A 14073-nucleotide genomic window follows, 5' to 3' on the forward strand; every position below is an offset into this window, starting at 1 on the left:
CCCTGGCGGTGTGACGGCGGACCCCACCCGTAAGGCATCCTAGGAAGATAGGTCGTATGATCGAGGGGCGGTGCGGGCGGATACGGCACGCGAGGACCGTATCCGCGTCGTCCTGAGCTGGGTCAGGCCGGGCTGGCGAGTGGGCGGTCGGCCGGCTGACCGAGGCGCCGGTAGGCCAGCTCGGCGAGCAGTGCGGCGCCGTCGGCCAGCACGCTGTCGTCGTAGACGGCCCGGGGCGAGTGGTTGCCGGGCGCCGTCACCGGGTCACCGGTGGCGCAGGCACCGAGGAAGACGAAGGCGCCGGGTACCCGCCCGAGCACCCGGGAGAAGTCCTCGGAGCCGGTCATCGGGTGGCGCATGTCGACGAACCGCTCCGCACCGAACAGCTCCCGCACGGTCGCGGCGGCGAACTCGTGCTGGTCCGGGTCGTTGATGGTGACCGGATACTCCGGCTCGTACCGCACCTCGGCGCGCAGGCCGTGCGCCGCCGCGATCTGCTCGCAGAGTTGTACGGCGTGCCGGCCCAGCTCGGCGTGCACGGCGGGGTCGAAGGCCCGTACCGTCGCCTCGAAGCTCGCCTCGTCCGGGATGACGTTGCGCCGGGTGCCGGCGTGGAAGGTGCCGACGGTGAGCACCACCGGCTCGAACGCGTCGAAGCGGCGGGTGATCATCGTCTGCAACGCGGTGACCATCTCGCAGGCCGCCGGTACCGGGTCCAGTGTCACGTGCGGCCGGGAGCCGTGCCCGCCCGCCCCGACGACGGTGACGAAGAGACCCGCCGAACCGGCCATCAGCGGGCCGGGGCGGGAGGAGAAGACTCCGCGGTCCAGGATGGACGAGAGCACGTGCAGGCCGTACGCAGCTTCGACCGGGCGGCCGGCGGCGGTCAGCACCCCCTCGTCGATCATGTGTCCGGCGCCGTTGTAGCCCTCCTCGCCCGGCTGGAACATGAAGACCACGTCGCCGGCGAGCTCGTCGCGGCGGGCGGCGAGCAACCGGGCGGCGCCGACCAGGCCGGCGGTGTGCAGGTCGTGCCCGCAGGCGTGCATCACCCCGTCATGCCGGGAGCTGTAGTCGACTCCGCTGCTCTCGGTGATCGGCAGGGCGTCCATGTCACCCCGGAGCAGCACCACCGGACCGGGCCTGCCACCGCGCAGCACGGCGGTGACCGAGGAGAGTCCGGCGCCGGTGCTGATCTCCAACGGCAGCGGTTCGAGGGCGGCCAGCACCCGCTGCTGGGTACGCGGCAGGTGCAGGCCCTCCTCCGGAACCTGGTGCAGTTCCCGGCGCAGCCCGGCCAGTTCGTCCTGGATCTCCGCCGCATCCTCACGCAGGCTCATGCGTCTCCCCCGCCCTGGTCGTACCGCCGTGGCCGCTGCCGCCGAGGTGTCTGCCGGACGCCTCGTCGTGGCTGGTCCGCGCCCCGCCTCGGGGATATCCGAGATCCTACGGAGCCGGCCAGGATGATCAAGTGTCATGATCATGGTCCTTCGCCGGACGTGACGAACGGCACGCCGGGACGCCGACGACCGCGCCGGCCGGGCCACGCACGGATCGGGACGGCCGGAGAGGGGCTGCCGGAGAGGGGCGGTCGGCGAGCGGGATGGCCGGGAGCGGGCGGGCGGTCGGCGGAGCGGGATGACCGGAAGGGGGCGGTCGGATGTCCGGCAGCCGTCGGCCGGTAGGTGCCTGGATGACGGGTGGTTGTCGGGGGCCGTCGGGTGGTGGCTCGGCTGGCGTGACCCGCGACCGGTCGTTATGGTGCCGTCGGCGCGCCTACCCGGCGCACCCCGGTGGACCTTGCTCGACCTCCCCCGGCGGTCCGTCACGGCCCCGGGTGGCAGTCAGCGCGCATACGCCGGCCGCTCAGGTCGCACAAGGTCCAATGTCTAGGAAAGGCGCGGCATGACCCCTCTTCCCGGCCCTTCTCGACGCCAGGTGCTCGCCGTCGCCGCGGCGGCCGCGGCGGCACCGCTCGTCGGGGCCGTACCGGCACAGGCACACCCGCCGAGCAGGCCGAAGACCTACGACCTGACCGTGCTGGGCACCTCGGACACCCACGGCAACGTCTACAACTGGGACTACTACCGGGACGCCGAATACGACGACAGCGCGCACAACGACGTCGGCGTGGCGAAGCTGGCGAGCCTGGTCAAGCAGATCCGGGCCGAGCGGCGGGGCAGGGCGACCCTGGTGCTCGATGCCGGTGACACCATCCAGGGCACGTCGCTGGCGACGTACTACGCCAAGCAGGAGCCGATCACCGAAACCGGTGAGACGCACCCGATGGCCCGGGCGATGAACATTCTCGACTACGACGCGGTGACGCTCGGCAACCACGAGTTCAACTACGGGCTGCCGCTGCTGGACAGGTGGATCAGGCAGCTCGGCTTCCCGGCCCTGGCCGCGAACGCCGTCAACGAACGCACCGGAAAGCCGGCCTTCACGCCGTACCTGATCAAGAAGGTGTCGCTCGGGCGCGGCGCACCGACGCTGCGGGTCGGCATCCTCGGCCTGACCAACCCCGGTACCGCGATCTGGGACCGGGGGCACGTCGAGGGCAGGCTCCGCTTCGAGGACATGGTCGCGACCGCCGCGAAGTGGGTACCGGTGATGCGCCAGCGCGGCGCCGACATCGTGCTGATCTCCGCGCACGGCGGCGACAGCGGTACGTCGAGCTACGGGCCCGAACTGCCGAACGAGAACCCGTGCGCGATGATCGCCGAGCAGGTACCCGGGATCGACGCCATCCTGTTCGGGCACGCCCACGCCGAGGTGGTGGAGCGGTTCGTCACCAACATCCGCACCGGTGAGCGGGTGCTGATGTCGGAGCCGTCCAAGTGGGGCCAGCGGCTGACCCGGATGGACTTCACCCTGGAGCGGGACCGTAACCGCTGGCGGATCACCGGCAAGCGGGCCACGATGCTGAACAGCAACACGGTGCCGGAGGACCCGAAGGTGCTGGCGGCGGTACGCCGGCAGCACGCCAAGACGGTCGCCTACGTCAACCAGGTGGTCGCCACCTCGGCGGTCGAACTGTCGGCGGCGGAGTCGCGCTACCGGGACACGCCGATCCTCGACTACATCAACAGGGTGCAGACCGACACGGTCGCCGCCGCGCTGGCCGGCGGCCCGTACGCCAGCCTTCCGGTGCTGTCGATCGCCGCGCCGTTCAGCCGTACCGCGATCTTCCCGGCCGGGGACGTACGGATCAAGGACGTGGCCGGGCTCTACATCTACGACAACACCCTGGAGGCGGTACTCGTCAACGGAGCCGAACTGCGCGCCTACCTCGAGTACTCGGCGAAGTACTTCCGTACCCTCGGGCCGGGTGCGCCGGTCGACCCCGCGCAGCTCAACGACCCGACCGTGCCGGACTACAACTACGACACCGTCTCCGGGGTCGACTACGACATCGACATCAGCAGGCCGGTGGGCCAGCGGATCACCAGGCTGACCCACCCGGGCGGCGGAGCGGCGGTCGTCGACACCGACCAGTTCGTGATCGCGGTGAACAACTACCGGCGCAGCGGCGGCGGCAACTTCCCCGGCATCGTCAAGCCGCAGATCTACAACGAGCAGCAGGAGATCCGGCAACTGCTGATCGACTGGGCGCAGGCCAAGGGCAGCATCGATCCGGCCGACTTCTTCGAGCCGAACTGGCGACTGGTCCGGGAGGGCGTACCGGTCTTCTGAGCGGGGCCGGCCCGGGGTCCGGTGCGGTTCGCGGGGCGTCGCCGGTGCGACGGATCGACCCGCGACGGCGGCGGGTGTCCGACGAGGCGCTCGGCCGGGATCTCCCGGCCGAGCGCCTCGCGTCGTGACAGCACCGACGCCATCGGCGGCGAACACGTTTAGCGGACCGCGCCGAGGGGAGACAGCGCTCCGGACGGGAAACGGCCCGCCGGACGATCCGCCGTTGCGGCGCGACCGCTCCGCCGGGTGTTACCCGGGCGGTCGTCGGTCGGCCCGCCGGGCGATGTCGGGGCCGACGTCGGGGCGTTGCCGAGCACGGGTTGTGCACGGGCGTCGTCCCGGTCCCGGCGTCGAGCAGAGCAGCCGGACGAGGAGGAGCCGAGGTGGCCAACTCACGACGAGCAGGCCCGACCCGATCCACCGTCGCCGAACCGAGACGGCCGGCACACGGTCGCGGGGGCAACAAGCGCACCCCCACGAGACCCGCCGCCGCCCGCAAGGCCACCGGCGCGAAGAAGGCCCCGGGCAAGAGCACCGCGCGGGCGAAGAAGGTGGCCACCGCCACCCGACGGGCCACCGGGGCGACCGCGGCGAAAACCCCGAAGAAGCGGCCGCCGCGCACCGCGCGGGCGGCTGGCGAGGCCACCCCTGCCACCAAGCGGACCGCGCCGTCGAAGCGGGTACCGGCGAAGAAGACCACCGCGAAGAAGACGACCGCGCGGAAGACCACCGCGCGAAGGGAAATCGCGAAGAAGGCCGTCGCGAAGAAGACGCCCCCGAGGAAGAGCACCACGCAGCGAACAACGCCCGCGAAGAAGAGCACCACAGCGCGGAGTACGGCGGCGAAGCGTGCCCGCACGGGTACGGCGACGAAGCCTCCGGCCCGGAAGGCCGCCCGGAACGCGACCCGGTCGCGGTAGCCGCCAGCGGGTAGTCCCGACGATCGGGGAAGGTACCGGACAGCCGGCTCCATCGATGTAGCTTCTTGCCAGGAAACGCCCTCTTGGTGGAAGATATCGCCGTGACCCGACTGTCGCGCCGCCTCCCCCTGGCCGCCCCGCTGGTGCTCGGCGCACTGCTCCTGCTGGTGCTCGGCGCACCGCTGGCAGCAGCACCGGCCGCCCGCGCCGCGAGCCCGACCGAACCCGTCGAGCCGCGCACCGCCTACGTCGACGTCTCGGTGGCCACCCTCTGGGTGGAGCCCGGTCGGCAACGTCCCGTCGACCTGCCGTCCATGACGAACCCGGCCGACCCTCGGGCCTGGACGGCGGGGATGACCCTCGCCGAGCGGCGCTGGCTGATCGGCGACCTGGAGACCCAGGCCACGTACGGTCAGCGGGTGCTGATACTGGCGGAGTCGGGCGACTGGGCGCAGGTGGTCGTACCCGGTCAGCCAACGCCTCGGCACGAGTGGGGCTACCCCGGCTGGCTGCCGAAGGTGCAGCTGACCGACGGCAGGAGTTTCGGGCACCTCGCCGGCCGTCCGTTCGCACTGGTGGCGACGCCCACCGCCTGGCTCTACGACGATCCGCGCCGGACCCGCCGGGCGATGGAGTTGAGCTACAACACCCGGCTGCCGGTGCTGGCCCGACTCGACCGGGCGGTACTGGTGGCCACCCCCAGCGACGGTCCGAAGTGGCTGGCCGCCTCGGACGTCTCGGTGTACGCCTCCGCCGCCGACATCCCCCGGCCGACCGGCCCGGAACTGGTCGCGGCGAGCCGGATGTTCCTCGGTCTGCCGTACCTGTGGGCGGGTACCGCCGGCTTCGGCTTCGACTGTTCCGGCCTCACCCACTCCGTCTACGCCGCGCACGGCATCACCATCCCCCGGGACGCGCAGGACCAGGCCAACGCCGGCACCCCGGTCACCAGGGAGCAGCTCGCCCCCGGGGACCTCGTCTTCTTCGCCCGGAACAACGGCACCGGACGCGTGCACCACGTCGGCATGTACGCCGGCGACGGCTACATCGTCGACGCCCCGACCAACACCGACACCGAGGAGAGCGGCGTCGAGTACGTGCGGCTCGACGAGCACCGGTACGCCCACGAGTACGCCGGAGCGCGCCGGTACCTGTAACGACGCTGGCGCCTACGACGAGGCCGGTACCTGTGACGACGCTGGCGCCTACGACGACGCCGGCACCGGTGGCCGGCGAGGCGGCGTCAGATCTTGGGTATGACCGCCGCGATCGTGGTGGCGACGAGCGGGCCGACGATCACCAGGCCGGACTGCAACTCGCTCACGGTGGTGCGGTTGACGCCGAGGATCTCCTCCAGCTTGATCCGGTCCTCGGCCGCGGTGATCAGGTCCGCCTTCGGCACGTGCGCGATGTCGGAGAACTCGTCGATGTAGACCTGGCAGCGTCGCCGCAGCAGGGTGGCGGCCGGCACGTGCATCAGCGCGATCAGGATCGAGCCGGCCGCACCGATGACGAACGCGGTCGACTGGGGAATCTTCTCCGAGCTTCCCCACCCGACCGCCGCCGCGCAGACCAGCACCATCAACAGCAGCAACGAGCCCATCATCTGCAACAGCCGGGCCAGCATCCGGCGCAGTCGCATCAGTGCGGCCAACTGCTCGCCCGGGGTACCGGTGAGACCGCGCATCGAGACGACCCGGACGCCGGCCAGCGTCGCGCCGGCCGGCAGCGCGCCGAGCACCACGATGGAGACGAAGGCCACCGCCCGCCAGGTGAGTCCGCTGCCGATGACGGCGTGCGCGGTGACGACGCTGCCGGCCACCAGCACCAGGAAGGCCAGCACCGACGGTACGACCCGGCGCACCGGTACCGGCTGGATCCGTTGCAGGTCGTGCCAGCGGGCCACCCCGGAGCCGATCGTCGACCCGCTCAGCGCGCCGAGCAGTCCGGCGACCGACGCCCAGAGCAGCCACTGGTTGCGGAACTCCGGCAGCTGCCGGTCCGGATTGGAGAAGGCGATCCCGACCGCTGTCGCCGCCCCGGCCATCATCATCAGGGTACGGACCACGCGCGGCCAGCCGACCAGGCCCAGCGGACGCGGGGTGTTCCGGTACGGCTCCGCCGGGGGTACCGCCCCGTTGGCGGTCGGCGTCGGGGCGGCCAGGGATGCCTCCAGGGCGGTCATGGCAGACGACTCTAGAGGAGGCGTGAGTACCGGGTGTTCCCCCGCCGGACGGTTATGCGGCGGTGCGGTCGAGGGCGGTGCCGAGGCGGTAGAGGTGCTCGGCGACGGGGCCGGCGGTGAGCATGCCGCTGCCGGCACCGGCCAGCTCGGCTGCCGCCGGTGCGAGTACGGCGTGGGCGCGTTCCAGCACCGCCCGGTCGCCGAGCGCGATCGCGGCTTGGCCGGTGAGGCACCAGAGAGCCTCGAAGAGCAGGTCGTGCGGCGGCTCGGGGGTCCGGCGCAGCGCCACGGCGGCGTCGGCCGGGCGGTCCCGCGCCAGCAGGACCAGTGGCCGGGCCCAGGGCGCGTACGGGCCCCAGTCGGTGCGCTCGTCGGTGTCCGCCGGTCGGCCGTGCCAGACCCGCAGGCAGAGCAGGGCGAGCGGCAGGAGCCCCCGCTCGACGCCGGGCATGCCGGTGCCGGCGAGCTGTGCCGCGGCCGCCCGGTAGGCGGCCTCCGCCGTCGCCTGCGACGCCCCGGTCGCGGCCAGCCGCAGCGCGCGGTACCACCGGGTGAAGACGGCGACCAGTGGTCGTTCGTCCCGCTCGGCGACCCGGTCCGCGGCGGCGGCGTGCCGGTCCGCGACCGCGAAGTCGCCGAGCGCGCTGCGGGCCTGGAGTCGGATCAGGTGGCCGAGCACCTCGAACGTCGGCAGGCCGTGCCGGACGGCGAGTGTTACGAGTTCGGCGCCGACCTCGTCGCGCTCCGGGGCCAGCCCCGCGCGCCGGAAGCTCTGCATGAAGACGCCGTTGAGGGCGAAGGCGAGCAGCGCCGGGTCACCCAGCCGGCGGGCGATCAGCTCCGCCTCCCGGGCCGCCTCGGACCCGCGTGCCGCCCGGGTGCCGCGCGACTCCACGGCGATCGTGGCCAGCAGCCGGGCCCGGGTGGCGGCGGGCGCGTCGGGGTGCAGGGCGGCCAGGGTACGTTCGGCGGCCGCCACGATCCGGGCCGCCTGTTCCGGGTCGTCGGACCGGGTCCAGATCGCCGGTACGTCGTACCCGCCGATCACCCGCGCGGTCAGTTCCGGGTCGCCGAGCTGCTCGGCGGCGGCGATGGCCGCGAACCGCTGTTCCCGGGCGGCTTCGAGTCCGCCTCCGCCAGCCACCGCGAGACTGCGTAGCAGGCCGACCGTGGACTCGAGCCGGGCCCGGGCGCCGGAGGCGACCGTCCGGTCGTAGGCCGCGGCGGCCTCCGCCCAGACCCGGTCGGCCGTCGAGGGAGCCTGGCCGGGCTCCGCCGGTTCGACCTGCCGGAGGATGTCGGTCTCCAGCCGGCGCAGCCGTGGCCCCGGGTCGACGCCGAGCTGGTCGAGCAGGAGCGCGCGGGCCCGGCGCAGCACGGCCAGCGCGTCCCCCTGCCGGTCGGTGCGGTATAGGGCCAGGGCCAGCAGCCGCCACGCCTCCTCCCGCCAGGGATGCTCGGCGACGTGGCCGTCGAGTTCCGGTACGGCCTCGGCGGCCCGCCCGAGCGCCAGTAGCGCCTCGGCCCGCGACTCGACCGCGTGCAGCCGGAGCTGTTCGAGCCGGCTGCGCTCCGGGCGGGCCCACGGCTCGTCGTCGAAGCCGGCGTACGCGGGGCCGCGCCACCAGCCCAGCGCCCGGTCGAGGCGGTCGAGGGCCGGTCCCGGCGGTCCGGCGGGGGTGGCGGTGACGGCCTCCTCGAACCGCCAGGCGTCGACCGCGTCCGGCGCCGCCCGCAGGGCGTAGCCGGGTCCCTCGGTGACCAGCAGCCGGGCCGGCTCACGCGGTGGCCGGTGCGGCTCCAGCGCGCGCCGCAGCGCCGCCACGAAGGTCCGGACCGCGCTCACCGCGCCCGGCGGCGGCGCTGCCCACAGGTCGTCGACGAGCCGGCCGACCGGGACGACCCGGCCGCGCGCGACGACGAGCCGGGCCAGCACGGCGCGGTGTTTCGGCCCCTTCACGTCGATCGGCGCGCCGGAGTCGTCCCAGGCCACCACCGGTCCGAGCACCCCGAACGTGACCTGCACCGATCCACCCTTCCACGCCGCGGCGACCAACGTATCGTGCTTGTCGGTCGCTCATCGGTTGCTCATCGGCGATCGGCAGGCTGGACGGGCTGCCCACCCCGGGCAGGACCGATCAGGAGGATCCAACCATGGCTGTGACCATTCCCGGCTTCGACTACCGGCGTGTCAGGGTCGACGACGACGTCACGCTCTCCGTGGCGGTGGGCGGCTCGGGCAGCCCGGTCGTGCTGCTGCACGGCTTTCCGCAGACGCACCTGATGTGGCGGCACGTCGCCACCGACCTCGCCGCCGAGCACACCGTGATCTGCCCCGACCTGCGCGGGTACGGTGCGAGCGACAAGCCCGCCGAGCGCGACGCCGAGACGTACGCGAAGCGGACCATGGCCGCCGACATCGTCACCCTGGCCCGGCAGCTCGGCCACCCGCGTTTCGCGCTCGCCGGTCACGACCGGGGCGCCCTGGTCGCCGTCCGCGCCGGTCTCGACCATCCGGAGGCGATCTCGCACCTCGCCGCGCTCGACGTGCTGCCGACCCTCGACATGTGGGACGTCCTGCACGGGGCCCGCGCGGCGGTCGCCTTCCACCTCTATCTGATGGCCCAGCCGCCGGGCCTGCCGGAGCAGATGATCTCGGCCAGCCCGGACGCCTTCTTCGGCTACTTCCTGGACGGTTGGGCCGGGAACCCGCAGGCGATTCCGGCCGAGGTGCGGGCCGAGTACCTGAGGGCGTCCCGGGAGGCGGTGCCGTCCATCGTCGCCGACTACCGCGCCTCGGCGGGGATCGACGTCGCACACGACGAGGCGGACCGGGCGGCCGGGCGCCGGCTCGGCATGCCGGTCACGGTCGTCCAGCAGGACTGGGGTGCGGCGCTCGGCTACGACGCCGCCGCGCTGTGGCGGGCCTGGGCCCCGGACCTGGTGCACCAGACCACCTCGGCGGGGCACTTCATGGCGGAGGAGGCACCCGGGGAGATCGCCACGGTGCTCCGGGCGCTCGTCGCGCGCTGACGCATCGGGCCGCCCGTCCCGGGGCGACACCCCGGGCGGTCGTCGGGGGCTGCCGCCGCCGGCTGTCGGCGGGCGTGCGCTGGCGCGTACCGGTCAGGCGCCCGGCGCGGGTAGCGTGCCGGCGATGACCGTGCTCACCATCTTGCGCACGGCTGCGGTCTCCGGCGGGGCACCGGTCCGGTCGGCGAAGAGCAGGTGTCCGGCACCGATCAGCGTGTAGGCGAGGATCTCGACGTCGGCGTCGGCCGCCAGCCGCCCCAGGTCACGTTCCGCGCCGAGGTACTCGGCGAGCAGGACGGCCGCCTCGGTCAGCACGGGTACGCCGGCCGGCCAGGTCTGGCGTAGCCGCAGGCGCAACTCGTCCCGGAAGGTGACGAGGGCGACGATGGCGACCGCGACCGACCCGAACAGGCCCTCCAGCGCGGCGGTGAGGTTGTCGGCGACAGTGCCGGTGCCGGCCGACTCGCGCAGGGCGGCGGCCTCGGGGGCCAGCCTGCCGACGCGGTCGAGCACGAACTCGGCGAGGAAGGCGTCGAAGTCGTCGAAGTGCCGGTGCAGTACTCCCTTGGCGCAGCCCGCCTCCGTGGTGACGGCCCGGCTGGTCAGCCCGCTCGGCCCGTCCCGCAACAGGATGCGGTCGGCGGCTTCGAACAGCTGCGTGCGTACGTCGCGGATGGCCACCCCGGTCGGCACCGGCGTCCGCTCCCCTCCTCGATGTGGGCCCACCCGATTGACGAGTGGGCGTCTGCCCACTAGCGTGGGCGCATGCCCACTCTAGCCGAGAAGCATCCGGAGCCGGTCGAGCCGCACCGGCACCGCCAGGTGGCGGAGTCCTTCGGCACCGACCCGGAACGCTACGACCGGACCCGGCCCCGCTACCCCGACGCGCTGGTGGAGCGGATCGTCGCCGCCAGCCCCGGTCCCGAGGTGCTCGACGTCGGCTGCGGCACCGGCACGGCGAGCCGGCAACTCCAGGCCGCCGGCTGCACGGTGCTCGGAGTCGAGCCCGACGCCCGGATGGCCGAGTTCGCCCGGCGTACCGGGGTCGAGGTCGAGGTGGCCACCTTCGAGACCTGGGAGCCCGCCGGGCGGCGGTTCGACGCGGTCGTCGCCGGCACGGCCTGGCACTGGGTGGACCCGGTCGCGGGCGCGACCCGGGCGCGACAGGTGCTGCGTCCCGGCGGCCTGCTGGCGCCGTTCTGGCACACCTTCCAGCTCCCACCCGAGATGGCGACCGCCTTCGCCGAGATCTACCGCCGGGTGGTGCCCGACACACCGTCCCGGGTCCCGGCGCCGGAGTCGACCCTGGACGCCTATCAGCCGCTGTTCGCCACCGCCGCCGACAGGATCCGCCAGGTGGGCGGCTTCGGCGAACCCGAGCAGTGGCGATTCGACTGGACCAGGACCTACACCCGCGACGAGTGGCTGGACCAGTTGCCCACCTCCGGCCTCGCGACCCGGCTGGCGCCGGACAAGCTCGCGGCGCTGCTCGACGGCGCCGGAGCCACGGTCGACGCGCTGGGCGGCAGCTTCACGATGCAGTACCGCACGGTGGTCGTGGCCGCCCGCACCGACGCCCCCGAGTGACGGTACGGGCCGGAAGCAGCGCCCGCGCAATCCTCGGTCGAGGTCGGAAATCACCGCGTCGGGCGGTCGTAGCCGCCGGACCCGCCGGGACGGTGCCGGGGGCGCCCCTGGTCAGCAGGGACGCCCCCGGCGGCTTGCCGTCGACGGGTCAGGTCACGCGTCGTCGTCCTGGACGGTCAGCATGCCGTAGGCGTCGCCCACGGAGACCCCCTGGACCGCCTTCACCGCGACCACGTAACGCCGGCCGTCCCCGGGCTGGGTGTTGCCGGTCACCGCGATCGGGATGGAGATGGTGGTACTGCCGGGCGTCACCGTCACGACGCTGGCCGTGGCGAGCCCGGTCACCGGGTTCACCACGAAGACCCGCACCTGTCCGGTACCGCTGCCGGAGACCTGCGCCGGCACCTGGTAGGTGACCGTCCCCGAGTTGCCCTCCTGGACCGTCCGCTCCCCCAGGTCGACCCGGGGCAGCGAGACCGGCTGCGGTGCGGGGGTGCCGGGTCGCCAGCCCCAGGCGTCGATGAACCAGATCCTGGCCCAGGTCTCACCGGCGCGCGGCACCAGCACCAGGGTGGTGATCTGGCCGAGGTTCAGCCCGGCCGTCCTGGCGTTGGTCAGCGGCATCCGCACCTCCTGCGCCCAGTCGTCGGCGGTCTGGGTGGGCGCCGGCAGCGGGTCCAGCGTGGTGGTGCCGAGGGTGGCCTGCCGGCCCGCCGAGTCGGTGATGGCGACGTCGAACTGGGTACCCGGGGAGCCCGACGGAACCGCCACCCGCAACGCCACCTGCTCGGCGGTGGAGAGCGAGACCGCCGCCGGAGGCCGGAGGCTGACCGGGGTACCCGGCGCCCGCCAGTCCACCTCGATCGCGTACCGGCCCGCCTCGGGGACGATCGGGTCGAAGGTCGCGAAGTGCGGGGAGTTGGAGTTGCCGCACCCGTTGGACGTACCCGCCGGGGTGATCTGCTCGCAGAGCCGGGCGGCGGCACCGCTGACCACGGTGGCCGCCTCGGGCACCAGCAGACGGGTCCGGTTGCCGCCCACGGCGTGACTCAGCACGGTCGCCGGGTCCGTCGAGGGTGCCCGGAAGCCGGAGCCGTCCAGCAGCGGGCGTACCTGGTCGTTACCGGCCACGAAGGTGGCCGCGGCGGCGGCGACGTAGGTGGCGCCGACGTTCTGCTGCTGTTGCGGCGTCAGTCGCATCGGCGAGGCGGTGCGACAGACCGGGTCGTGCGGGCTGGGGTAGTCGTCCCAGGACTTCGCGACGGAGAGTCCGGGCGTCCACTCGGTGTTGAAGTAGTTGTGGTTGGCACCGAGGGCCAGGACGACGCTGTGCAGGGCGAAGCCGCGGCCCACCCCACGGGTGGCGTCCGCGTAGAGCTGTCCCTCCAGGTCGGTCAGGTCACCGTCGCAGCTCGGCAGGATCGTCATCGACGGTACGTCCGGAGCCGGGTTGTGGCTGTAGATCGACGGGCCGATCAGCGCCAGCCCGCGGATCTGCCAGCGGACCGTCCCGGTGTAGCCGTCCTGGCCGGCGGGGGGCCGGGTGAGGCTGTCGACGGCGGCCCGACTGACCCCCTCGCCACCTCGGGAGTGGCCGACCAGCAGCACGTTGGACATGTTCGGCACCGGGGCCGACCGCACCACCTCCGGTGCGGTGGGGCGACCCGTGCCGGCCCAGTCCGCCCAGCGGCCCAGGTGCAGCCGGACCAGCGAGGAGCGGGCCTGCGCACCCGCGTCCTGCGGCGGCAGGCCGGCACCGTCCTGCGCGTTGATGGAGTTCGCCGAGATGGAGACGGTGACGTACCCCTGCGAGGCCAGCACCTGCTGGATCCGCTCGTACCCCCGGTGGCTGGGCAGCGGGTTCCACCCGGTCGGGCAGGGCCAGACCGTGGTCGGCTCGGCGGTGCCCTGGTAGCAGGTGGGGTGCCGGCCGTGCAGGATCAGCACCAGCGGGCGCTGGCCGGACGTGCCCTGCGGGGCCACGACGTAGCCGCGCATCTCCACCGGTACGGCGAAGCCCGGCAACTGCACGTCCGGCAGCGCGTACTCGCCGCTGATCGTGGAGTAGGGGCCGGGTACGCCGGGGTCGACCGGGTTCGGCGGCAGTTGGGCTGCCGCGAGCTCCGGTACCGCGCCGCTGCCGCGCGCGTCACCCGGGTCGACCGCCACGTCGAGGCGCCGCCCGCCGGCCCGTACCTGTAGATCCGTGAGGTTGCGGGCGGTGACGTCGTCGATGGAGAGGTGGAAACCGCGCTGGTCGGTGGCGGCCGCCGGGCGGCCGAGCAGCCGGTCACCGGCGTAGAACCCGACCGCCGCGTCGCCGGTCCGGACCGGCTGGGCCGGATACCAGCTGAGTTCGAATCCGGACGCGGTCGGTCTCAACTTCCAGGCGTCCGGCAGTGGCGTCCGGGCGACGACCGCCGCCCGGCCGGACGGGTCTGCCGGACCCGCCCATGCGGCGCTGCCGCCGCCGAGAGTCACCGTAAGCGATATGGCGACAGCCGCCACCGCTCTGCCGACGTGCATAGACGTCCTCCCCCGTGTGTATTCCGTTGTGGACGTGGGCGCAGCGCCACTCGGGAGCGCTCCCACGTCGGTGCGCAGCCCATCCTAGAGCGCCCGAGCCATCGCGATCAATGCGTCCCGTACGTC

10 protein-coding genes are annotated in these 14073 nt (G+C 73.4%); 5 read left to right on the plus strand and 5 right to left on the minus strand.

The window, feature by feature from the left end; genetic code table 11:
• Positions 1 to 122 precede the first annotated feature (122 nt).
• Positions 123 to 1340: a M20 family metallopeptidase gene (locus C6361_RS04105; protein ID WP_107266804.1), complete on the minus strand. Its 1218-nt coding sequence runs from the start codon at positions 1338 to 1340 to the stop codon at positions 123 to 125.
• Positions 1341 to 1905: 565 nt separating this feature from the next.
• On the opposite strand from C6361_RS04105, the gene C6361_RS04110 reads away from it, so the two are divergent.
• The 3 genes from C6361_RS04110 (at position 1906) to C6361_RS04115 (ending at position 5773) form a co-directional block, all read left to right on the plus strand.
• A complete protein-coding gene (locus C6361_RS04110; RefSeq protein ID WP_107266805.1) occupies positions 1906 to 3696 on the plus strand; it encodes a bifunctional UDP-sugar hydrolase/5'-nucleotidase in 1791 nt (596 codons plus the stop codon).
• A 383-nt stretch (positions 3697 to 4079) separates the two neighbouring features.
• A complete protein-coding gene (locus C6361_RS36835; protein ID WP_159079162.1) occupies positions 4080 to 4616 on the plus strand; it encodes a histone H1 in 537 nt (178 codons plus the stop codon).
• 101 nt (positions 4617 to 4717) lie between these two features.
• Positions 4718 to 5773, plus strand: a complete 1056-nt coding sequence (locus C6361_RS04115; RefSeq protein ID WP_199853232.1) for a C40 family peptidase — start codon at positions 4718 to 4720, stop codon at positions 5771 to 5773.
• A gap of 86 nt (positions 5774 to 5859) precedes the next feature.
• On the opposite strand, the gene C6361_RS04120 is transcribed toward C6361_RS04115, so the two are convergent.
• A complete protein-coding gene (locus C6361_RS04120; RefSeq protein WP_107266806.1) occupies positions 5860 to 6801 on the minus strand; it encodes a hypothetical protein in 942 nt (313 codons plus the stop codon).
• Between the two features lie 52 nt (positions 6802 to 6853).
• Complete coding sequence (locus C6361_RS04125) at positions 6854 to 8827, minus strand: BTAD domain-containing putative transcriptional regulator (RefSeq protein ID WP_107270718.1); 1974 nt, start codon at positions 8825 to 8827, stop codon at positions 6854 to 6856.
• Between the two features lie 128 nt (positions 8828 to 8955).
• Here C6361_RS04125 and C6361_RS04130 point away from each other — a divergent pair, with 128 nt between their 5' ends.
• Positions 8956 to 9834: an alpha/beta fold hydrolase gene (locus C6361_RS04130; RefSeq protein ID WP_107255867.1), complete on the plus strand. Its 879-nt coding sequence runs from the start codon at positions 8956 to 8958 to the stop codon at positions 9832 to 9834.
• A gap of 93 nt (positions 9835 to 9927) precedes the next feature.
• Here the strand turns inward: C6361_RS04130 and C6361_RS04135 are convergent, their stop codons facing one another.
• Positions 9928 to 10527 carry a TetR/AcrR family transcriptional regulator gene (locus tag C6361_RS04135; protein ID WP_107266807.1) on the minus strand — a complete coding sequence of 200 codons (600 nt, stop codon included), beginning with the start codon at positions 10525 to 10527 and terminating at the stop codon, positions 9928 to 9930.
• Positions 10528 to 10599: 72 nt separating this feature from the next.
• Between C6361_RS04135 and C6361_RS04140 the strand changes: the two genes are divergently transcribed.
• Positions 10600 to 11421, plus strand: a complete 822-nt coding sequence (locus tag C6361_RS04140) for a bifunctional 2-polyprenyl-6-hydroxyphenol methylase/3-demethylubiquinol 3-O-methyltransferase UbiG (protein ID WP_107266808.1) — start codon at positions 10600 to 10602, stop codon at positions 11419 to 11421.
• Positions 11422 to 11574: 153 nt separating this feature from the next.
• Here the strand turns inward: C6361_RS04140 and C6361_RS04145 are convergent, their stop codons facing one another.
• Positions 11575 to 13902 carry a hypothetical protein gene (locus C6361_RS04145; protein WP_107266809.1) on the minus strand — a complete coding sequence of 776 codons (2328 nt, stop codon included), beginning with the start codon at positions 13900 to 13902 and terminating at the stop codon, positions 11575 to 11577.
• Positions 13903 to 14073: the final 171 nt, after the last annotated feature.

It is taken from the genome of Plantactinospora sp. BC1 (genome assembly GCF_003030345.1).
GTDB lineage: Bacteria > Actinomycetota > Actinomycetes > Mycobacteriales > Micromonosporaceae > Plantactinospora.

What these genes read in the sequence shown, in the direction of transcription:
- C6361_RS04105 (WP_107266804.1), bottom strand. Translation starts at nt 1,340, where the DNA reads ATGAGCCTGCGTGAGGATGCGGCGGAGATCCAGGACGAACTGGCCGGG.
- C6361_RS04110 (WP_107266805.1), top strand. Translation starts at nt 1,906, where the DNA reads ATGACCCCTCTTCCCGGCCCTTCTCGACGCCAGGTGCTCGCCGTCGCC.
- C6361_RS04120 (WP_107266806.1), bottom strand. Translation starts at nt 6,801, where the DNA reads ATGACCGCCCTGGAGGCATCCCTGGCCGCCCCGACGCCGACCGCCAAC.
- C6361_RS04130 (WP_107255867.1), top strand. Translation starts at nt 8,956, where the DNA reads ATGGCTGTGACCATTCCCGGCTTCGACTACCGGCGTGTCAGGGTCGAC.
- C6361_RS04140 (WP_107266808.1), top strand. Translation starts at nt 10,600, where the DNA reads ATGCCCACTCTAGCCGAGAAGCATCCGGAGCCGGTCGAGCCGCACCGG.